The sequence below is a fragment of the Formosa haliotis genome, assembly GCF_001685485.1.
Classification (GTDB): Bacteria; Bacteroidota; Bacteroidia; order Flavobacteriales; family Flavobacteriaceae; genus Formosa; species Formosa haliotis.
In genome coordinates, this window is sequence record NZ_BDEL01000001.1 from 1,891,796 (window position 1) to 1,915,242 (window position 23,447).

Below are 23,447 nucleotides of genomic sequence, written 5' to 3' on the forward strand. Positions count from 1 at the left end.
AACATGAAAAAATTTATATATATACTATTAGGATTAACACTAACAACTGTTGTAAGTTGTAGTGCTGATTTCTTAGAAAAAGATCCATCGGAGAATATGTCCGATGAAGAAATTGAGGAAATTGCTCCAGGTTACCCAGAATTATCTGAAGCCTTATTAAGAGGTATTTACGAGAACATGTATAAAACAGGTTCTGGTGGTACAGACTTAGATCACGATGATTTCGGTCAAAAAGGATACGATATTTATAGCGACCTTTTATCTGGAGATATGGTGCTTGGTGGACTAACTTATGGTTGGTACTCTAACGTATCTCAAATGCTTTCTCCTGTAGACTTTACAAATAACGATAACTACAAGCCTTGGAGATACTACTATAGAATTGTAAACGGAGCGAATTCTGTAATTGATGGATTTGGTGGGAATGATGCCGAATTAGAGCCTGTATCAGACGCTATTCATTCTTACTCTCAAGCGCGTGCAATGCGTGCTTACGCTTACTTTTATTTAGCACAATTATTTGCTGAATCTTACGATCCGTCTGAGTTAATTTTACCAATCTACACTTCTTTATCTCAACCAAATCAACCGTTAAGTTCTACTCAAGATGTGTACGATCTTATCGTTAAAGATTTAACCTATGCTATCGATGGTTTAGAAGGATTTAACAGAAGTTCTAAATCTTATGTAAACAAAACCGTTGCTCAAGCATTATTAGCATATACTTATGCTGCCATGGGAGAAAACGAAATGGCTAAACAATTAAGTCAAGATGCTATTTTAAGTTCTGGTGCTAATTTAGTTAGCAAAGAAGAAGCAACTGGTGGTTTTAACGATGTGAATACTAGCGGATGGATCTGGGGAACAGATATTACCTTAAATTCTGACCTTGATTTAGTATCTTGGTGGGGACAAGTAGATTTATTCACTTATAGCTATGCTTGGGCTGGAGATCCGAAAATTATCGGTGATGAGCTTTTAGCTGCTATTGACGATAATGACGTAAGAAAAGGACAATTCGTTAATGCCTATGGTGACGGTCAATATTACCCAATCAATAAATTTTACTCTCCAGACAGAGTAGTTGGTGGACAACGTAATATTACCACAGATTATTTATACATGCGTGTTGCAGAAATGTATTTATTAAACGCTGAAACGTCTGCTAAAACTGGAGACGATGCTACAGCTAGAGCAGCTTTAAAAGCCATTTTAGATTTACGTATGGACGATACCACTTATGTTGATGCTTTAAGTGGAGATGCGTTACTAGATGAAATCTTATTACAAACACGTATCGAGTTATGGGGAGAAGGAAAAAGTTATTTGTTAATGAAGCGTAACAACTCTGCAATTACTTTACCTAGTAACCATTTATCATTCCCAGGTTTAGTAATTCAATCTAATGATGATCGATTAACTTTTGATATTCCTCAATCAGAAATTCAAAACAACCCTAACATTAACTAATCTAAAACACTTAGATTTTTAATAAAGGTTACTTCATATTAAGCCCTGTGTAAAAAATTACACAGGGCTTTTTCTTTACCCCTTTTTTAGAATATTTAATAGCTATATCGCAAACTAACCAGATTTCAATCATATTCGACCACATTGCTACATTTTTACATTGATAAATTGATACATTGTTACATTAAACCATGATCAAGGTCCAAAAATTCTTCCAAAATCTAAGCTAATTGAATAAAAACAGAACACAAAAGAGAACTAGAAAATCATCAAAAAACCGCCTAAAAAAGCTCAATATAAATATTTAGAAATACTATGATTTTTATCATAAAATTTAAAAAATTAAGAAACTAGAAACTTTATAGTAAAAAAAAGTGACAAACACGTCAATTGCACCCATAACGGACTGAGAATTCCGCAACCAAAAGAACTACTACCCCTTGTAAAACTTACGGAATTAGAAAAAATACCTAATTATTTTCAACAACTAGAACTTTTTCAACAATTATTTGATTAATAATTAAAAAATAGCCCCAATCCCGAATTTTAAGTAAATTTTATTGTTTTATTAACTTAAAATTAAGAATTTGGCAGAAGACTAATTCAAATCAAATAAAAATGAAAACAAAGTTTAGTGGAATTCTAACGCTGTTTCTAGCGTTTTGTGTGCAATTGGCGTTCGCACAAGAAAAAACAATTTCAGGGACGGTTTCCGATGAATCGGGCTTGCCTTTACCTGGAGTTAACATTTTAGTTAAGGGTACTTCAAAAGGTGCTCAAACTAATTTTGACGGACATTACTCCCTTTCAACACCGGTAGGTAGTGTCCTTTCGTATTCTTTCATGGGATACAAAACCAAAGAAGTTACTGTTGGTCAAAACAATACCATTAACATGGTATTAGAAGAAGAATTAGCAGAACTAGACGAAGTAGTAGTTGTGGCTTATGGTAGCCAAACGAAACGATCTATTGTTGGAGCGGTAAGTTCAATTGATGCTTCGGTTATAGAAAAACAACAAACTGTATCTGTTACCTCTACCTTACAAGGTACTGTTTCTGGGGTAAACATTGTACAAGCCGGTGGACAACCAGGAGATAACCCTACTATTAGAATTAGAGGGGTTGGATCGATTAACGCATCTGCAGATCCTTTAATTATTGTAGACGGTGCGCCTTTTAACGGAAACCTTAACACCATAAGTGGAGACCAAGTAGAAAGCATGAGTGTTTTAAAAGATGCGTCTTCTACTGCTCTATACGGTTCTAGAGGTGCCAATGGGGTAATTGTAATTACTACTAAAAGAGGTAAGAAAAACATGCCAGTACAAGTAAGCTTTAATGCAAAAACTGGTATTGCTAACCAAGCGGTAGACTTCCACGAATTGATTTCTACAGATGATTTTACAAAATACACTTGGGAAGCTCTAAGAAACGAAGGTGTATACACTGACGGACTTAGCGCTCAAGACGCTGCGCAAAGTGCAACAAACAGTTTAGTATCTGTTTTAGGTTACGACCCTTACGGCAATGGAGCTCCTGTAGATGTTAACGGAAACTTAGTGACTACAGAAAAAATTTGGGATAACGATTGGAGCGACGAATTATTTAACAACAGCGCCCTTAGACAAGAATATTCTTTTAATGTTTCTGGAGGTGGCGATAAAACAAACTACTTCATGGGTGTAGATTACGTAGACCAAGAAGGAGCTATAAAAACATCTAACTTCTCTAGAGGTACAGTAAGAATGAATATCGATTCTCAAGTACTAGATTGGTTAACAACAGGGGTTAGTGTATTTTATTCTGCATCAGATCAAAACTACCCAACTCAATCGGGTACTTCATTCCAAAGTGCACAACAATGGTACTATAGTATGTCATCTTATTACCCACTTTACCAAAGAGATGGGAATGGAAATTTAATTTTAGACGGGAATGGACAAAAAATTTACGATTACGGAAATAATGGTAATCAAGCAGTAAACGGTGTAAGACCAGTATTTGGAGGAGAAAATGGTGTAGGTGCTCTATACAACTACGATGTTCGTTATAAAAGAGATTTAACTTCTGTTAACGGGTATGCCCAAATGGACTTCACAAATTACTTAAGCTTTAAATCGCAGTACTACTACGAAAAATATGTTTTCGACTCTTACGAATATGTAAGTAACGAATACGGATATGCAGCGAACGTAGGAGGTAGAGTATCTCAAGATAGAGATTTTGTTACTACAAGAAACTGGACAAACTCTTTAAACTTCAACAAATCTTTCGGAAATCATAACATCGGTGCTAATTTAATCGCTGAAACTTATAAAAGAGAAAACGACGATTTAACAGCACAAGGTGTTGGATTTTTACCTAATGTAAAAGTACTTAACGGTAGCACGACTCCAGAATATGTTGGTGGTGCTTTTACAGACGAAGGTTTAATGTCTTATTTAGCAAGAGCGTCTTATAACTATAGTGAAAAGTATTTTATTGAAGGATCTTTCCGTAGAGATGGATCGTCTAGATTTGCAGAAGATGTAAGATGGGGTAACTTCTACTCTGTTGGGGGATCTTGGTTAATTTCTGAAGAAAACTTCTTAAACAACAGCTCTATTATTAGTTTTTTAAAACTTAAAGGATCTTATGGAGAGTTAGGTAATAACAATATTTTAAATAGTGCTGGTACACCACTTTACTTCCCTTATTTATCTTTATTCGAGACAGGATGGAACCAGTTAGATAACACAGGAGTAATTTTAGGTAGTGTTGCAGACCCTAATTTAACTTGGGAAAAAACAGCATCTGCTAACATTGGTCTTGATTTCGGTTTCTTTAACGACAGAATCTCTGGTAGTTTAGAATTCTACAACAAAGCATCTAAAGACTTAATTTACAATCAACCACTTGCTATCTCAACAGGTAACGATGCCATCACGACTAACGTAGGTGCCATTAAAAACTATGGTTTTGAATTAGAAATAAAAACAAGAAACATTCAAAATACAAATTTCCAATGGAATACTGATTTCAACATTTCTAAAAACGAAATGGAAATTACAGAACTTACTCAAGAATCTTTCATTAACGGAACAAAACGTTGGGAAGTTGGTAGATCTACCTACGAGTTTTACATGCAAGAATGGGCAGGTGTAGATCCTGAAACTGGAATGGGACAATGGTATAAAGATGTACTTGATGCCGATGGAGAGCCTACAGGAGAAAAAGAAATTACAACACAATATAGCGAAGCGTCTAGAAACTACACTGGTGCTTCTTCTCTTCCTGATTTAGTTGGAGGTATGAATAACTACTTACGTTACAAAAACTTCGATTTAAGTTTCTTATTTAACTTTAGTGTAGGATCTTATATTTACGATAGTTCTTACGCAAATTTAATGGGAAGTATGGAAAGTGTTGGTAGAGCAGCTTCTAAAGATATTGCTAACAGATGGCAACAACCTGGCGATGTTACAGATGTACCAATGCTTACAACTGCCAACAACGACTTTAACTCTACATCTACTAGATTCTTATTTGAAAACGATTATTTAAGATTAAAAGCATTAAACTTTGGTTACAACTTCGACCAAAACACTGCTGAAAAATTAGGATTCACTCAATTAAGAGTGTACTTCCAAGGAGACAATTTATGGACACTACAAAGCCATAAAGGTTTAGACCCTGAGCAAAGTTTTGCAGGAACAACTAACAGTCGTACCTACAACCAAAGAATTATGTCATTAGGTGTTAACTTACAATTTTAAAAATTAAAGAAATGAAAAAACATATATCAAAACTTATCCTTGCAGTATTTTGTGCTACAGCACTTGTAAGTTGTACTGAAGATATTTTAACAGATCCGAAACCTACGGAATCTGTGACTGCCGAAGTAATTTTTAACTCAAGAGAAGGTGCTGAAGCCTTTATATCTGGTATCTTAAGACGTTTTAGAGCCCAATTTACAAGTACAGATGCTGCTGGTGTAAACTCTATTTTCTTTGCTAGAGCGATGAAAGGAAACGATGTTATACAAGCCAATAACTGGTTTGGATTCGATTATTCTAACGATAACAGAGAGCCTACTTATAGAAGAACTGTATTTAACTGGGAGTTCCCTTATTACATTATTAACCAAGCAAACACACTAGTAAATGGTGTTAACGAAAGTGGCGCAATTCCAGAGGAAGATAAAGTAGAATTAGTGGCACAAGGTAGAGCCATGAGAGCTTTTATGTACTTTCAATTAGCTATGGAGTACCAACACACTTATGCTTACGACCCATCGCTTCCTGCTCCTCCTATTTACCTTGAATTATCTTTAGAAGGTAAACCAATGTCTACACTTCAAGAAGTATACAACTTAATTATTGATGACTTAACGTACGCTGTAGATAATTTAGATGATTACAGATTAGGTAAATCTTATGTTAACCAAAATGTAGCGAATGCTATCTTAGCGCAAGTGTACCAAGTTACAGAAAACTGGGAAGGCGCAAGAGCAGCAGCAATTGCAGCTTACGGAGGCGACCCGCTTTCAGTTTTAGATGCTGCCGGATATGCAGGAGGTTTTAGCGACATTACCAATATAGAATGGATTTGGGCTGCACCACAGTCTACAGATCAGTCTAACTACTACTGGGGAGCACCTCACTCTATGGCAGACCACTATACCTTATCTTACCAAGCAACATTCTTCAACAACGATTTTGTGAATTTATTTTCAACTTCAGATGTAAGAAACTTGTTTGTAAACGGATATGGTGTTCCTGATGCTGACTACAGACATTACATCACAACTAAATTTACATTTAATTTCGATTCTGATTTCGCTTACATCAGAACGCCTGAAATGATTTTAATTGAAGCAGAAGCTAATTATCGTTTAGGCGATGAAGCTAAAGCACACGATTTACTTTACACAATCCAATCTAATAGAGATCCTAATGCTGTTAAGTCGTCTAATTCTGGAAGCGCTTTATTTGAAGAAATTTTAGTGGAAAGAAGAAAAGAATTATACGCTGAAAATGGTGTAGAGTGGTTTGATGCTAAACGATTACAAAGAGGAATTACTAGAACAGGAAACCACCGTATTAAAGAATCGGCTTCATTATCACCAAACGATAATAGATTTTTCTTGAAAATTCCTCAAGAAGAAATTGATGCCAACGTAAATATCGATGACAACGTAAACGCTGGTCGATAATAACGAATTATTAATTTAAAATTACAAAAGAGGCTACCTGAAAAGGCAGCCTCTTTTTTTTATTTACTATACAAATACAATATGTCCATTAAAAAACAATTTCTTAACGCCCTATCCTAGCCCAATAAATTATTACACTTCCAAAACCCAACATCCTATTAGATTTTAATCCACAAAACTTCATCTTAAATCGAACCTTACGCCTTGTCTTTGACGAAAACTAAATAATCATCATTTACAATAAATTAGAACCCGATATTGAGACATAAAAAACAATGACTTTTATCATGGTTTTATTCCCTCAAAACGCTATTTAACGTTTTGAGCCTTAAAAATGGACAAATGCGTCAGTTTTTAAAGTTAAAATTTTGAATTAATGAAAATAAAACGAAAATCCGCTTAAAGGAAATATGTTGAATTGAAAAAAACACCTAATTATTTTCAACAACTTGATTATTTATTCCCGAATTATTGATTTTTAATCAAAAAACAGGGAATTCATCAAACTTTAAGGATTTATTATTGTTTTATTAACTTATAATTATGATTTTAGCATCAGACTAATTCAAATAAAATAAACATGAAAACAAAGTTTAGTGGAATTCTAACGCTATTCCTAGCGTTGGTTGTGCAAATTACGTTTGCTCAAGAAAAAACAATTTCAGGAACCGTTTCAGATTCAAACGGGTTACCTCTCCCTGGAGTTAACATCATTGTAACGGGCACTTCAACAGGTACCCAAACAGATTTTGATGGAAATTACAGCATCTCAGCCTCTCAAGGTGCTACCTTATCATACTCTTTTATAGGGTATAAAACTCAAACTAAAACAGTAGGAGCTTCTAACACCATAAGTATTGTAATGGCAGAAGATTTGGCTCAACTAGATGAAGTAGTTGTAACTGCCTTAGGTATTTCTAGAGAGAAAAAACAATTAGGTTATGCGAGTCAAGAAGTAGACGGAGACGCCGTTTCTACAGTAAAAGCGCAAAACTTCGTAAACTCTTTATCTGGTAAAGTTGCCGGTTTAAATGTTAAGCCTTCAGGAACGATCGGGGGTTCTACAAACGTAGTAATCCGTGGTAACAGTTCTGTAGCAGGTAACAACCAAGCTTTATTTGTAATTGATGGTATTCCAATCGATAACGGAATCTCTAACACTTCAGATCAACAAGCAGGTCGTGGAGGATACGATTACGGTAACGCTGCATCTGACATTAACCCAGACGATATTGAGTCTATTAACGTATTAAAAGGTGCTGCTGCATCTGCATTATACGGGTCTAGAGCATCGAATGGTGTTATTATGATTACAACGAAAAAAGGAAAAAAAACAAAAGGGTATTGGAGTTACTATTAACTCTAGTATTACTGTTGGTGCTCCAGACAAAGAAACATTACCAACGTACCAAAAGAAATATGGTGCAGGTTACGGTCCTTACTACGCGAGTAGCGATGGATATTTCAACTTAGAGGATGTTAATGGTGACGGAATTTTAGACGAAACTGTACCTTTTGGAGAAGATGCATCTTATGGTGCTGCTTTCGACCCAAATAGATTAGTTTACCAATGGACGTCTATCTACCCAGAGTTAGACGGATACCAACAAGCAACGCCTTGGAAGTATGCAGATAACGATGCAAACTCTGTTTGGACAACATCTTCAACCTTAATTAACTCTGTTGATTTAACGGGAGGAAACGAAAAGGGTACATTCCGTTTAGGATATACAAACATGTTACAAGAAGGTAACTTACCAAACTCTGAGATTAAAAGAAACAACATTAACTTTAATGGATCTTTAAATCTTACAGATAAACTTACAGCCTCTACGAGTTTTAACTTTACGAAAACAGATGGTAAAGGACGTTACGGTACAGGATACGATTCTAAAAACCCTATGCAACAGTTTAGACAATGGTTCCAAACTAACGTAGATTTAGCACAACAAAGAGATGCTTACCTGTCTACAGGTAAAAACATTACTTGGAACTCTAATAGCTCTGCTAACACAGCACCACTTTACTCAGATAACTTTTACTGGACACGTTACGAAAACTACGAAACAGATACACGTAACAGATTTTGGGGTAATGTAGTTTTAGACTATGAAATTACAGATTGGTTAAGCGTTTTAGGTCGTTTCACTTACGATACTTATGCTGAATTACAAGAAGAAAGAGTTGCTGTAGGTTCTGTAGATGTATCTCAATACTCACGTTTCAACAGAAACGTAGCAGAATATAACTACGACTTAATGTTATCTTTCAACAAAGACTTAACAGACAAATTAAACCTTTCTGGTATTGCTGGTTTTAACTTAAGAAGAAACGAGCTAAACAGTATTTATGCTGAAACTAACGGTGGTTTAAGTTTACCAGGATTATATGCATTATCTAACAGTGTAAGTGCTATTGAGGCACCTACAGAAACTGAATATGTTAAAATGGTAGATGGTGAATACATCCAAGCAAGTTTAGGTTACGACAACTTCGCATTTGTTGAAGGTACATTTAGAACAGACCGTTCTTCTTCTTTACCTATAGACAATAACCGTTACGATTACTGGTCTGCAACAGGATCTTTAATTTTCTCTGAATTATTTCAAGCAGATTGGTTAACATTTGGTAAGTTAAGAGGTAACTACGGAATCGTTGGTAACGATACAGATGCTTACAACGTATTTGATACTTATGTAATTAACACGCCTTTTAATGGTGGTAGTGCAACAAACCCAAGCACAAAAGGAAATTTAGATTTACTTCCTGAAGAACAAACAAACTGGGAAGTTGGTTTAGAAATGCAGTTTTTCCAAAAACGTTTTGGTTTCGATGTAACATATTACGATGCACTTAACGAAAACCAAATTACAAGTGTACCTTTATCTAATTCAACCGGATATACTTCTAAAATATTTAATGCAGGAACAATATCTAATAAAGGTTGGGAAGTTACATTAAACATCGCTCCTGTTCGTACAGAAAACTTCCAATGGGACATGAATGTAAACTGGTCTAAAAACGAAAGTTTAGTAGTAGAGCTAATGGATGGTATAGACAATTTAGTTTTAGCTTCTTTACAAGGAGGAGTTAGTATAAATGCAACTCCAGGAGAACCTTACGGAACTATTAGAGGAACAGATTTAACCTACCATGATAACGGACAACCTATTGTAGGTGAAAACGGATACTATGTAACAACTAGTAGTAACAACAATGTAATTGGAGATGTGAACCCAGACTGGAAAGCAGGTTTATTCAACTCATTCACTTACAAAAACTTCAACTTTAGCTTCTTATTAGACATGCAAAAAGGTGGAGATGTATTCTCATTAGATACTTGGTATGGTTACGCTACAGGAATGTACGACTTTACAGCAGGTACTAACGAATTAGGAAACCCTGTAAGAAACACTTTAGCTAATGGTGGTGGGGTTATTTTACCAGGTGTTCAAGCAGACGGTTCAACAAATACTGTAAGAGCAAATGCAAGTACTTATGCTAACCCTTGGGGGTATGCTAGAGCTTCAAACTCTCAACACGTATACGATGCAGGTTACATTAAATTAAGAGAAGCTAGTTTAAGCTATAACTTTAATAGTGACCAATTAGATAGACTTCCTTTTACAGGATTAACATTCTCTTTAATAGGTAGAAACCTTTGGATTATCGATAAGAATGTACCGTTCTCTGACCCTGAAGCAGGATTAAGTTCTGGTAACGTTCAAGGATATCAATCTGGTGCTTATCCAGCAATTAGAGAAATTGGTGCAAGTGTAAAATTACAGTTCTAAAAAAAGAAAAACATGAAAAAAATATTTATAACAGCATTGTCTTGTATTGTTCTAGCATCTTGTATGTCTGACGAAAAATATGAAGACTATAATAAAGACCCAAAAAATCCTACTGAGGTAGAAGCAGGTTTCCTTTTTAACTCTGCTACAGTAAGTTTGTTTAACCAAATGACAAGTACAAACGTAAACACAAACGTGTTTAGATTACTTGGGCAATATTGGACAGAAACAACCTATATCGATGAAGCCAACTACGATTTAAATAACAGGAATATTCCTCAAAATCACTGGTCAGAATTATATAGAGACGTTTTATTAGACTTAAAAACAGCTAAAGAAAACACAATTGCTAATGAAAGTTTAACTGAAGAAGATAGAGAAACTCAATTGGCTCAAATAGATATCTTAGCAGTTTATACTTGGCAACAATTGGTTGATACTTTCGGAGACATTCCTTATTCTCAAGCTTTAGATATCGATTCTTATTTAACGCCTGAATACGATGATGCAGCTAGCATTTACGAAGATTTAATTACAAGATTAAATGCTTCAATACCAAACCTTACTGGAACTGGTTTTTCTGAAGACAACATTTACGGTGGAGATATCGCTGCATGGATGAAATTCGGTAACTCTTTAAAGTTAAGAATTGGAATGCGTATAGTTGATGCTCCAGGAATGGCTTCTTTAGCGCAAACAACTGTTGAAGGTGCAGTTGCATCGGGTGTATATACATCTAATGCAGACAATGCTACAATACAATATCAATCAGCAACTCCTAACACAAACCCATTATGGGTAGATTTAGTACAAAGCGGACGTTCAGATTTTGTTCCTGCTAATACAGTAGTAGATTTTATGAACGATTTAGAAGATCCTAGACGTGCTATCTATTTCGATAATAACTTAGGAGACGGTATCTACGATGGAGGTATCTACGGTGATAATAACAGTTTTGCTAGTTATACACATATTGGTCCAGTAATGCTTAACCCTGAATTTAGAGGCGTGTTATTAGATTATGCTGAAGTATCTTTCTTCTTAGCCGATGCTGCACAAAGAGGTTTTGCAGTAGGTGATTCTGCTGAAGAATTCTATAACAATGGTATCGCCGCTTCTTTTGAAGACTGGGGAGCGACTGGTGTTGATGCTTATTTAGCTAAGCCAGAAGTAGCTTACGATGCTGCAAACTGGAAAACATCTATTGGAAATCAATTCTGGTTAGCCATGTACAACAGAGGGTTTGAAGGATGGACTGTTTGGAGAACTTACGACACACCAATGTTTAACCTTCCTGCTGATACTGGAAACCCAGTACCAACACGTTATACATACCCAATTAACGAACAAAACTTAAACGAAACGAACTGGATTGCTGGATCTGCTGCTATCGGTGGAGACGAGCAAACAACCAAATTATTCTGGGATGTTAACTAAGTTTTAGTTTCTTTACATAACATTTTTTTTTGAAAAGCAGTCGACTAGCAAACCCAATTAGTCGGCTGTTTTTTTTTGGAATATAATTAGGAGCTTATCTAAAAAGTTGAATTCTCGTCAACCTGAACAGAATTCAGATTCTCACAGATATAGTTATCCATATGGTGAGATTTTGAAATAAATTTAAAATGATGAGATCTAAAACTGTTTAGACAGACTCTTCTTTTTGAAACAAAAATATCTCAACCTGACAAGCTTCTACTTTGAAACATTGCTATATGATTGCATTGACACATTGTTCCATTTCTAAATGAAACATTGTTACATTGCTACATTAATTCATAGTTACATTACCAAGGTGCTACAATGAGGCAAACCAGAATTCCTTGATACTGTAATGACATTTTAAAGTTCTCACCAACAGTTAAATCGATTTGTTAAAAATAGAGATCGGCTTAACGTAAACTTTTTAATAACCTATTCATATTTTATTGTACTTTTGACGCATGGAAAAAGAGACTCAAATTTTTGGAATTCGTGCTGTTATTGAAGCCATCCAAGCTGGAGAAAACATAGATAAAGTATTTGTTCAAAAAGGACTTAAAGGCGAATTATCTCATGAATTAGAAAGTGTTTTACGCAAACAACGTATAAACTTCTCTTACGTTCCTGTAGAAAAATTAAATAAATTAACTTCTAAAAACCATCAAGGGGTTGTTGCCCAAATTGCACCTATTACCTTTTGGGATATCGAAGAACTCGTAACCAAAGTTACAGAATCTGGCAAGACTCCCCTATTCCTGCTGTTAGATCAATTAAGTGATGTTAGGAATTTTGGAGCCATAATTCGTACTGCAGAATGTACAGGAGTAGATGGTATTATTATTCAGAAAAAAGGAGGTGCACCTGTAAACGGAGATACTATTAAAACTAGTGCTGGTGCCGTTTTTAAAATGCCTATTTGTAAAGTCGACCATATTAAAGATGCCTTGTTTTACATGCAAGCATCGGGTATAAAAGTTATTGCTGCCACAGAAAAGACAGAAGACCTATTATACGATGTGTCATTTACCGAACCTTGTGCCATTATTATGGGCTCGGAAGGTAAAGGTATTAATCCGTCTGTTTTAAAATTGGTAGATGCCAAAGCTAAATTACCTTTACTAGGCGAAATAGGATCTTTAAATGTATCGGTAGCTTGTGGTGCCTTTTTATACGAGGCTTTAAGACAACGCCGTTAATCAGCTTCTTTATTTTCTTTAAAAACATAGCGATACGGACTTGAATCATGTTCATGTCTGTCTTGTTCTGCTTCCTCCTCTACCTCTGGTTTATGTTCAATAAAATTACCATCGGCATCAAAATGCCTTAAAAAAGCATCGTCTTCTTCATTATAATCATCTTCTTCCCAAACATATTTTTTAGGTTTTGCAATTTGTCTTTTAAAAATAAAAGCAAAAAGCAGCCCTGTTATTAACCCTGCCAAATGCCCTTCCCAAGATATATTACCTTCCATGGGAATAACATACCAAATCATACTTCCGTAGAGAAAAACAACCAAAAGCGATAAGGCGATCAATCTGTAATACTTTGCAAAAACACCTTTAAAAAAAATAAAGCTTACCAAGACATAAATTAAACCACTAGCACCAATATGGTACGAAGGTCTAGCAATACACCACGTTAAAAAGCCAGAAACTAAAATTCCATACCCCAAAACCTTCCATGCTATAGGCCTATAAAAGTAGAAAAGCGCCACACTTAACACGAATAAAGGAATGGAATTTTGATACAGGTGAGAAATACTACCATGAATAAAAGGACTAAATATTATGCCTTGTAGCCCTTCCAAGGTTCTCGGGTAAATACCATACTTATTAAAGAAAATATTTGTTTCTATCTCAAACCAAAACACATACCAAATAATTAGAACAAAAGCCAGCGGATAGGCAAGCACTCCGTTCGAGAATTTAAAATGGTCGTGTTGGTTCATATATTAAATATTGTTTTTACAAGTGATAAAAGATAATCAAATTGTAAACCGTTTTTTTAAAATGGTTAAAATGTCAGTCGGTAAACTTTTGAATATAACTATTAGAACTAAAAAATACAGTAATTTTGTAATATGAACGCACCTTTAGCAGAACGATTACGTCCAGAAACCTTAGACGATTATATTAGTCAGGCACATCTTGTTGGTCCGCAAGGTCCTTTGCGAATACAGTTAAAACAAGGTTTAATTTCATCTATGATTTTTTGGGGACCTCCAGGAACGGGAAAAACCACGCTTGCCAATATTATTGCATCGCAATCCGGCAGACCGTTTTATACTCTTAGTGCAATAAATTCTGGTGTAAAAGATATTCGCGATGTCATTGATAAAGCCAAACAAAGTGGTGGCTTGTTTACTACCAAAAACCCCATTTTGTTTATCGATGAGATTCATAGGTTTAGTAAATCGCAACAAGATTCGTTATTACAAGCCGTAGAAAAAGGTTGGGTAACACTAATTGGTGCGACTACCGAAAACCCAAGTTTTGAAGTGATACCTGCCCTACTTTCGCGTTGCCAAGTCTATATTTTAAAAGCCTTTGACAAAACCGATTTAGAGCAGCTTTTACTCCGCGCCATTGAAAAAGATGACTTCCTGTCTAAAAAAAACATAAACCTTGAAGAAACGGCTGCGTTATTGCGTCTTTCTGGAGGTGACGGACGAAAACTTTTAAACCTATTTGAATTACTGGTCAACACTTTTGAAGGTGATGAGATTTTGATTACGGACGAGATTGTTTTAGAGAAAATTCAGAATAATACGGCACGTTACGATAAAACAGGCGAACAACATTACGATATTATTTCGGCGTTTATAAAATCGATTCGTGGAAGCGACCCCAATGCCGCAGTGTATTATTTAGCCCGTATGATAGAAGGTGGAGAAGACGTGAAATTTATTGCCCGTCGCCTATTAATTTTAGCTAGTGAAGATATAGGTAATGCTAACCCAACGGCGCTTGTTATTGCAAACAATACCTTTCAAGCTGTTTCTGCCATTGGCTACCCAGAATCTCGAATTACACTAAGTCAGTGCACCACGTATTTAGCTTGTTCGCCAAAAAGCAATTCGGCTTATGAAGCTATAGGTAAAGCCCAACAATTAGTAAGAGCTACCGGAGATTTATCGGTGCCACTACCACTAAGAAATGCCCCTACGAAATTAATGCAAGAATTAGGATATGGTGAAGATTATAAATATTCGCACAATTACGCCAATAATTTTGCAGAACAAGAATTCTTACCCGAAGAAATAAAAAACACCAAGCTGTATGAGCCTGGTGCTAATGCTAGAGAGCAATCCGATCGTAACTTTTTAAAACAACGCTGGAAAGCGAAATATGGGTATTAAATTGTAGTTGTTTGTTTTTGGTTATTATTTCTTGACTCTTGGCTCTAGATTCTTTATTCTTGGTTCTTGGCTCTTTATTCTTGATTCTGAATAAAAAATCCTTCATTCCATTAAAGTAATATCAAGATAACATTGCATTTAGCTCCTGAAACCAGTAGATTTCTTCACCCTGAACTAGTTTCAGAGGATCATCGACTAGCTCATCATCTTATGAGATGCTGAAACGAGTTCAGCATGACGCTTGAATCTAATACTTCCAAATTGCTACAATTTTACATTACCTTAAATGGTCATTGAGTGCTGTAATGAAGAGCATCGGAATTACAGTGTATCGAAATGACATTGTTAGATCGATTTTTCAATCTTGACTCTTGACTCTTGACTCTTGACTCTTGACTCTTGACTCTTGGCTCTTGGCTCTTGACTCTTGGCTCTTGGCTCTAGATTCTTTATTCTTGTTTCTTGACTCTTTATTCTTGTTTCTGAATAAAAAATCCTTCATTCCATTAAAGTAATATCAAAATAACATTGCATTTAGCTCCTGAAATCAGTAGATTTCTTCACCCTGAACTAGTTTCAGAGGATCATCGACTAAGCGCATCATCTTATGAGATGCTGAAACGAGTTCAGCATGACGTTTCAATCTAACATATCCAAATTATTACAATTTTACATGACTCTAATTGGTCATTGAGTGCTGTAATGAAGAGCATCGGAATTACAGTGTATCGAAATGACATTGTTAAATCGATTTTTTAATCTTGACTCTTGGCTCTAGATTCTTGCATCTATACTCTTCATTCTCGGCTCTTAATTCCAGCCTCCGGTAATCGTATCAAAACTTCACGTTTAAAGTTTCTTGCTTTAATTGTTCGCCTTCATAATACTCTAAAACCCATTTGTCTCCAGATTTTCTAACCATCGCTTGTTTACCTTCAACATAATATACATCATCCATATTCGATTTTTTCAACTTATACACCACTTTAGGTGTGCTATCTACCAGTTGAAAACCATTCGCAATTGGTTGCGCATACAACATTCCTGATTTTGAAGTTGCCTCAATTGTAGCAACAGTATTTGGTGCACCTTCTGGTGTAGAAGCTACTGGATGTGATGGTACTGGCTCTGGTAATTGCGTAACGAAACCAACATTTGCAGCTGCTCCGGCGGTATTCGCACTTGGCTCGTATTTATAGTTTACCTGATTAAATGAATTAAAGGCTTTTCTTAATGCGGCATGATACGCCTTTTTAAAATCTTTTTCTTTTGAAATCCCTTCTTCGGTTTCATAAACCACCACATTCTTACAGTCTCTTAATTGTACTTTTAACTTGGTAGTAAATAAATTAGATTCGTTTAATACATTAGATCGCAATCCTAAACAACCATTTGCATTTAAATCTGCGGGTATACTGTCTTCAGACATTACTGTTGTAAATCCGTACTTTTCAAACAAAAATTGCGTTAATTCATTTAATTGATATTGGTTAGCTTCTTTTAAAAAATCGAAAGAATTCGGAACAATAACGTATTTATAATTGTTTAAGTTTGCTTGAGCAACGCTGTTAAAACATACACATAAGCATACTAGTAAAATTATTTTTTTCATGAGAATTATAGTTTTGAATAAAGTTAATTAAATTTATAAATAGTTTTTTAAAGCTTTTAGCTTATTAATTTGTGGGATGTGATTATGATGTATTAAGGGCACTTGGTTAAAATAAATTACCTGAAATCCAACTTGTAGTGCACCGAGGATATCGGCCTCTAAATTATCGCCAATCATAACACTCGATTCTACTTTTGCATTCGCCTTTTTTAAGGCCATGTTAAAAATATCGGGATGCGGTTTCTTCACCCCGGCTTCCTCAGAATTTGTAACTGTTTTAAAATACTGATTAATTTTTGAACTCGTTAATTTTGACGCTTGCACATTCTCAAATCCGTTTGTAATAATATGAAGGTTATATTTGGAGTGCAAATAGTTTAACATCGATTTAGCATCTTCAAATAAGTAATTAAACGATGGCAAATGCATGATATAATCTTCAGATAATTTATAGATGAGGGCCGCATCTACCGGAAATTCTATAGCGTTAAAGGCATCATTAAGTCTTCCAAATCGCAAGGTTTCCTTATCGACTTCATTGTTTCTAAACCGTCGCCAATAAGTTTCATTTATAGGAACATACGCATCTAAAAACAAATTTAAATCTGGTTGAAGTTCATTGATTTCAAATATTTTTTGAAATGTTAATGTAGAATTTTTTTCAAAATCCCAAAGTGTGTGGTCTAAGTCAAAAAAGACATCTTTTATTTTAGTTTTCATCATCTGTAGAATCTAAAATAATATTGAATAATTCTTTAAAATCTTTCCATCTCCCTAGTCCGCTAAACGTGTAATTATGAAATACAGGAACAAATTCGCCATTTACCCGTTTTACCTGATTAATAATATATTGTAGCGATTCTTTTTTATCTAATAAGGAGGCATTTTTTAATAAGGCGGAGTCTATAACGTGATACGAGTTTACTCGCAATGGTGTTTGTACTTCATAATCTAAATCGTAAAAGAAAAATGGTGTGCAAGTACCAGCTCTAAAACCTAATTCGTTAACATAGCCCATAGTATAATCGTCTTGGACTTCTAACTCTACCAAATTTCTATATAAATCTGGTAAATTTAATTTCGAGAATGAGTTACGCGACTCTATTAATGAGGTATTAATGATACCTTCCATCCGCAATTTTTCAGTCTTCAAAATATCTTGATCTTCTATAGCAAAATAAGATACTTTTAGTCCTACTTTACAATAATCTGCAACCGATTTAATTAAAGACACAAAGTCTTTTCTAAATACGCTAACACTTTTATCGTAGGTAGAATAATCGCCTATTAAAAAGAAAAAATGAAACTTATATGGCGTTTGCTTTTGCTTATTTAAAATATACTTAAACGAATCGTATGGATCGCGTTTTAAGCCAAACAACACCATATATCTGTAATATATTTTTTTAAATCGTAGGGCGAACAAATCTTTAAGCGTACCACCAAAGGTGCGCATAAGGCCTTTTAACCTAAATTCGTAAGGTGATGGTACATCTATTACGGGTTTAATCATGTAATCCCGCTCTTCGAATTTATAGTCGGGATAATGTGTTTTTAAAACCGCTTTAAATTTATAAGCCCAAATATCGACCACCGGTTGTTTTAAAAAATTATGCCTATAACCTAAACTTTCTTTAGCCTCATAACGCCCGTATTCATCTTTTACATGTGGTAAATATTCTTCGTACCGACTTAACAAATAGAATGATGCTGCAAAAATATCGTAAGGCATCGCACTTTTATCGCCGTTAAAAAAGAAACATTTAGTCTCTTCCCATTTCGAAACATTTAAATCTGGATCTGACAGACCTTGCTCGAACAATAAATCGTGACTACGTACAAAAATTTCACCTCCTAGGGCTTGTTTTGTGTACGACATTTTTAAACTATCGTGAGCGATAAACGTTTCTATAGTGGTAGTAAACGACACCGGAATACCGAGAATTCTGGTACAGAGATGTTTAAATGCAAATTTTACACGCGGTGTTATTTTATGAGTATAGACTAGTAGCACACAATAGATTTAAAGTAATAAAAGTAATGAATTTTACACGTATCCGCATAGATTCTTAAGTATAAAGCATACTACATCTCGTTTTCATCGACAAAACTAAAATAGGCATGCTCTGTTACAATAACATGATCTAATACTTTTATATCCAAACTAGAAGCTGCTGTTTTTAATTTTTGCGTAATTTGTTTGTCTGCAAGACTGGGTTTTAAAGTGCCTGACGGATGGTTATGCACCAAGATTAGTGCTGTTGCCCCAAGCTCTAAAGCCATTTTTAAAGTTAATCGCACATCGACCAAAGTTCCCGTAATTCCGCCTTTACTGAGTTGTTGTTTTTGAATAATGGTATTAGAATTGTTTAAATAAATAATCCAGAATTCTTCGTGTGGTAACTCGCCGAGAATAGGTTGCATAATTTCGAATACCGATGCAGACGATGTAATTTTTTTAATGACAATAGCTTCTTCTCCTCTACGGCGTCGACCTAATTCCATAGCCGCAGCAATGCTTATAGCTTTTGCTTCTCCTATCCCTTTAAAGGTCATTAATTGTTTAATAGACAACTTTCCTAAAGCACTTAAATTATGGTCTACACTAGCCAATATTCTTTTAGTTAACGCTACAGCGCTTTCGTTTCTGCTACCCGAACCAATTAAAATGGCAACCAATTCGGCATCGCTTAAAGCAGCTTGACCTTTATAAAGCAACTTTTCTCTTGGCCGGTCGTCTTCCGACCAATTTTTAATGGAAAATGGAGTCTTTTTATCTGACATAATTATAAATATAAAAATTGTAAATTACTGAAGCAACTAAATTCACGTATTATGAAATCTTTATTTGAAACAGAATCAGCACGTTCCATCATTGAAAGACTAGATTTACTTGATAATAACAGCCAAGCTTTATGGGGAAAAATGGATGTGGGACAAATGCTAAAACATTGTCAAGGTCCTTTAAATATAGCTTTACAAAAACAAGTTGTAGTAACCCAACTAAGCTTTTTTAAACGCTTAATGATGAAATTATATAAACCTTTTTTATATAACAACACCCCTTGGAAACACGATTTACCCACAATTGAAGAGTTTAGAGTCACTACGCCTCAATCCTTTACCACAGAAAGAGAACATTTAGAACAGCTTATCGCAGAATTTTCAGAAAAAACAGATGTTAAAACTTGGCCAAATCATCCGCTTTTTGGTTATTTTACACCCGAACAATGGGGTAAAATGCAGTACAAACATTTAGATCATCATTTGTCGCAATTTGGCGTATAATTAAAAAATTTTCAGCTTTGAATTACCCACCTAAAATCCATCAAGACTTCAATAAAAATCACATGATAGACGTGATTAAAACGTACCCGTTGGCTACGCTTATTTCTGTTGAAAACAACACGCCGTTTATAACGCATTTACCATTAATTTTTGAGGATGGTAAACTTGTTGGACACATAGACAATAATAATCCGCACACAAAATTATTGGCAAACAACAATCCGGTAACCGTCATATTTTCGGGGCCAGATTGTTATATTTCACCGAGTTTGTTTACAACTCCCGAATTACCTACATGGAATTATATTAAAGTGCACATTCAGGGTAAGGTTACAAAAATAAACGATCCGGAACGTGTTAAACAATCTATGGTTACTATGACCTCGATTTTAGAATCGCCTAACCAAGCCTATAGTTTAGAGCTTAACGACCCAAAAATGGAGCAGTTTATTAATTATGTTTCCGGTTTTACCATTGAAATCTTAAATTGGGAAGGCAAATTTAAATTATCTCAAAACAAAAGTGCAACCGCTCAACACATTGCAAAAACCCAACTAATAGAAGCCAATAAGGCAAGTATTGAACCATTTTTAGATCTTTTAAGTTAGTCCTAAGTTAATTTTTATATTTGTTTTTAAATTACGCATTTCAAATTATGAATCCCCGAACCAATAGCATATATCGATTTCTTCTTGTTGTACTATGTTTTACATGCTTTATATCGCATGCGCAAACCAATATACTACCAGAAATTTTACCCGAAAAAGCCGATTCTACAAAGGTAGATGCTCCTAAAGCGATCCCTTTAATAAATATTATTCAGGAAATTGATAACACGAAAAATCAGTTAAAATTAATTTCTAAAAAAACGGCGAAACCTAATGAGGTTTTAAAGATTGATTCTTTATATGTGAAACATGGAGAATTCCTGCTCCAAGAATCAGACGAAGTAGAATCCTTTATTAAACAAGGACCAAATACACAAAAAATAAACAACCTCATTTCTAAATGGAATGGCTATAAAAGCACCTTAACGGGCTGGCAATCTACAATCCAAAAACAAGAAGAGCGTAATTCAAGATTAGTAGAGGATATTAAAAGAAAGGAAAAAATTTGGAGCTTAAGTCATGAAAAGGCTAAAAATGAGAGTGCTCCACCAGAAGTTTTGTCTGCTATAAATGAGATATGGGAATCTGCAAAAGACCTCAAAAAAACTATAAATAATAACAACAATTATTATCTGGTTTTAGAAACCCGCATAAACGATCAAATCAATATTACCGAAAATATTATCGATAATTTATTAGATTTAAAAAATTCCGATTTATACGACATTTTCTACAAACGGCATGATGCCTTATGGAATACATCCTTTAAAAGCCCAGAAGTTAGCAATGTAGATAAATCTGAAGAGGTTGAATCTATACACAATAATGTTTCTGGTACCTTTCAATTTTTAAAAGGTAACATCGCGCTAATTATATCTTATTTCGTATTTGTATATTTTATAATTATCTCCATACGATATTTGAAGAATGGATTTATAAAATATGTTTACGAAGAAAAAACCGATAAATTAAAAAGGGCAAAACTTATTATTTTAAACCAAGGAAATATTTGTATTATATTTCTTTCTCTACTGGCGGCAAAAATATTTTTCGCCAATACGCCTAAATTATTTCAAGATATTTTAACATTCCTTGTCCTTGTATGTTCTATTCCATTAATAAGACCATACATGCACAAACAGTTTAAGAACATTATATATTTTGTTATTTTGTTTTTTATCCTCGACTCGACCAAATCTTATATATGGTTCTCTTCTGCAAACTATAGAATTTACATACTATTTGAAGCCCTTATTGTAATTGCAATCCTGTTTAGTTTTACGCATCCTTACTTAAAGACCCGCCGTATGCATTCAGATTGGTTCGGAACGCTGTTAATCCGATTAACTCCAATCGTGTATTTTTTAAGTATTGTATCAATCGTTTCAAATTTATTTGGCTATACCAATTTAACAGATATCACCTTAAAAATTTGTACACAAGGTGGTATTTTAACCACCTTCTTTTACAGCTTATTAATGATTTTTAACGGTATAGCTGTTGGGGTAATAAACCGCCATTACGGTGTAAAGTTAAGTTATAATCAATACGACCGTTTACGCATTGAAAAACGCACCCTTAAAACGTCGCGAGCCATTATTATCGTTATTTGGCTTATGTACTTTTTAAATATGATTGATTTACTAAGGCCTTTATTGGTATCCATTTCTGATTCCGTTAGCGAGCCTTACACAATGGGAACTTTAACCTTTACTCTTGGAGGTGTTTTAAGTTTTTTATTTACGTTAATCATATCGTACGCGTTAACGAAACTCGTCTCGTTTTTAATAAATGATGGCGATGGTGTTCTAAGATTTTTAAAGTTACCTAAAGGGATTCCTGCTGCTGTTTCTTTAGTTATTCGCTACTTTATCTTAGGATTTGGAATTATTTTGGCCTTGGGTGCTTTAGGTGTCGATTTAAGTAAATTCAACCTAATGGCAGGAGCTTTAGGTCTGGGTATTGGTTTTGGTTTACAAACCGTGATCTCCAATTTTGTTTCCGGATTAATTTTGGTTTTTGAACGACCAATTTTACCAGGAGACACAGTAGAGGTAAATAATTTACTAGGAACAGTTAACCGTATTGGCGTACGGTCGTCTAGTATAAGCACTTTTGATGGTGCCGAAGTTGTAGTTCCTAACAATAATTTAATATCTAACGATTTAATAAACTGGACGCTTTCCAATAACACGAAACGTGTTGAAATCCTAATAGGAACATCATACGATTCCGATCCGAACCGGGTTTTAGAAATTCTTTTTGAAATTGCTCAGGCACATAAATTCACTTTAAAAGATCCTGAACCCCGCGCACTTTTTAATGATTTTGGAGATAGTTCTCTTAATTTTAGATTACTATTTTGGGTGCATTACGAAGTTGGTTTACAAGCTAAAAGCGATATTTCTATTGCGATTTACAACCGCTTTAAAGAGGAAGGCATAGAAATACCATTCCCACAACGTGACCTTAATTTAAGGAATGTACCAGAAAATTTCTCGCTTAATGCGCCTACTCCTAAAAAACCTGCTTCAAAATCTAAAACAGACAAAAATTTAAAAGCTCCTTTAGTAGAACCTTTAAAAACAGATATGGATTCTGATGCTACTGCAGACTCTAGTACCGAGGATTCGAAATAAC

General features: G+C 34.8%; 16 protein-coding genes. 11 read left to right on the forward strand and 5 right to left on the reverse strand.

Annotated elements, in window-relative coordinates; genetic code table 11:
- Window positions 1-3: 3 nt before the first annotated feature.
- The 7 genes from A9D35_RS07680 to rlmB all read left to right on the forward strand — a co-directional run bounded on the left by A9D35_RS07680 (window position 4) and on the right by rlmB (window position 13,137).
- A complete protein-coding gene (locus A9D35_RS07680; protein WP_066221193.1) occupies window positions 4-1,470 on the forward strand; it encodes a RagB/SusD family nutrient uptake outer membrane protein in 1,467 nt (488 codons plus the stop codon).
- A 618-nt stretch (window positions 1,471-2,088) separates the two neighbouring features.
- Window positions 2,089-5,226, forward strand: coding sequence for a SusC/RagA family TonB-linked outer membrane protein (locus A9D35_RS07685; protein ID WP_066221196.1), 3,138 nt, complete (start codon window positions 2,089-2,091; stop codon window positions 5,224-5,226).
- A gap of 11 nt (window positions 5,227-5,237) precedes the next feature.
- Complete coding sequence (locus tag A9D35_RS07690; protein WP_066221198.1) at window positions 5,238-6,665, forward strand: RagB/SusD family nutrient uptake outer membrane protein; 1,428 nt, start codon at window positions 5,238-5,240, stop codon at window positions 6,663-6,665.
- Window positions 6,666-7,245: 580 nt separating this feature from the next.
- Complete coding sequence (locus A9D35_RS19655; protein ID WP_369692155.1) at window positions 7,246-8,025, forward strand: carboxypeptidase-like regulatory domain-containing protein; 780 nt, start codon at window positions 7,246-7,248, stop codon at window positions 8,023-8,025.
- A 376-nt stretch (window positions 8,026-8,401) separates the two neighbouring features.
- Window positions 8,402-10,459, forward strand: a complete 2,058-nt coding sequence (locus A9D35_RS19660; protein ID WP_369692156.1) for a SusC/RagA family TonB-linked outer membrane protein — start codon at window positions 8,402-8,404, stop codon at window positions 10,457-10,459.
- 12 nt (window positions 10,460-10,471) lie between these two features.
- Complete coding sequence (locus A9D35_RS07700) at window positions 10,472-11,896, forward strand: SusD/RagB family nutrient-binding outer membrane lipoprotein (RefSeq protein ID WP_066221201.1); 1,425 nt, start codon at window positions 10,472-10,474, stop codon at window positions 11,894-11,896.
- 506 nt (window positions 11,897-12,402) lie between these two features.
- On the forward strand, window positions 12,403-13,137 hold the full coding sequence (gene rlmB / locus A9D35_RS07705) for a 23S rRNA (guanosine(2251)-2'-O)-methyltransferase RlmB (RefSeq protein WP_066221204.1): 735 nt from the start codon (window positions 12,403-12,405) through the stop codon (window positions 13,135-13,137).
- Here rlmB and A9D35_RS07710 read toward each other — a convergent pair.
- A complete protein-coding gene (locus tag A9D35_RS07710) occupies window positions 13,134-13,889 on the reverse strand; it encodes a rhomboid family intramembrane serine protease (RefSeq protein ID WP_066221208.1) in 756 nt (251 codons plus the stop codon). The genes rlmB and A9D35_RS07710 overlap by 4 nt on opposite strands.
- A gap of 132 nt (window positions 13,890-14,021) precedes the next feature.
- Here A9D35_RS07710 and A9D35_RS07715 point away from each other — a divergent pair, with 132 nt between their 5' ends.
- On the forward strand, window positions 14,022-15,299 hold the full coding sequence (locus tag A9D35_RS07715) for a replication-associated recombination protein A (protein WP_066221211.1): 1,278 nt from the start codon (window positions 14,022-14,024) through the stop codon (window positions 15,297-15,299).
- 835 nt (window positions 15,300-16,134) lie between these two features.
- Here A9D35_RS07715 and A9D35_RS07720 read toward each other — a convergent pair.
- From A9D35_RS07720 to radC, 4 genes are all read right to left on the reverse strand, one after another.
- On the reverse strand, window positions 16,135-16,911 hold the full coding sequence (locus A9D35_RS07720) for a hypothetical protein (RefSeq protein ID WP_066221214.1): 777 nt from the start codon (window positions 16,909-16,911) through the stop codon (window positions 16,135-16,137).
- A gap of 33 nt (window positions 16,912-16,944) precedes the next feature.
- On the reverse strand, window positions 16,945-17,634 hold the full coding sequence (locus tag A9D35_RS07725) for a YjjG family noncanonical pyrimidine nucleotidase (protein WP_066221216.1): 690 nt from the start codon (window positions 17,632-17,634) through the stop codon (window positions 16,945-16,947).
- Window positions 17,621-18,925, reverse strand: coding sequence for a polysaccharide deacetylase family protein (locus A9D35_RS07730; RefSeq protein ID WP_066221219.1), 1,305 nt, complete (start codon window positions 18,923-18,925; stop codon window positions 17,621-17,623). The genes A9D35_RS07725 and A9D35_RS07730 overlap by 14 nt, the downstream gene beginning before the upstream one ends.
- Window positions 18,926-18,996: 71 nt before the next feature.
- The gene (gene radC / locus A9D35_RS07735; protein ID WP_066221224.1) at window positions 18,997-19,695 is read right to left on the reverse strand and encodes a RadC family protein; all 699 of its coding nucleotides are present in this window, start codon (window positions 19,693-19,695) and stop codon (window positions 18,997-18,999) included.
- A gap of 51 nt (window positions 19,696-19,746) precedes the next feature.
- Here radC and A9D35_RS07740 point away from each other — a divergent pair, with 51 nt between their 5' ends.
- From A9D35_RS07740 to A9D35_RS07750, 3 genes are read left to right on the forward strand one after another with little or no spacing between them, the layout of a single operon-like run.
- Complete coding sequence (locus tag A9D35_RS07740) at window positions 19,747-20,199, forward strand: DUF1569 domain-containing protein (protein WP_066221230.1); 453 nt, start codon at window positions 19,747-19,749, stop codon at window positions 20,197-20,199.
- 17 nt (window positions 20,200-20,216) lie between these two features.
- A complete protein-coding gene (locus tag A9D35_RS07745) occupies window positions 20,217-20,807 on the forward strand; it encodes an FMN-binding negative transcriptional regulator (RefSeq protein ID WP_066221233.1) in 591 nt (196 codons plus the stop codon).
- Window positions 20,808-20,854: 47 nt separating this feature from the next.
- The gene (locus A9D35_RS07750) at window positions 20,855-23,446 is read left to right on the forward strand and encodes a mechanosensitive ion channel family protein (protein WP_066221235.1); all 2,592 of its coding nucleotides are present in this window, start codon (window positions 20,855-20,857) and stop codon (window positions 23,444-23,446) included.
- Window position 23,447 lies beyond the last annotated feature (1 nt).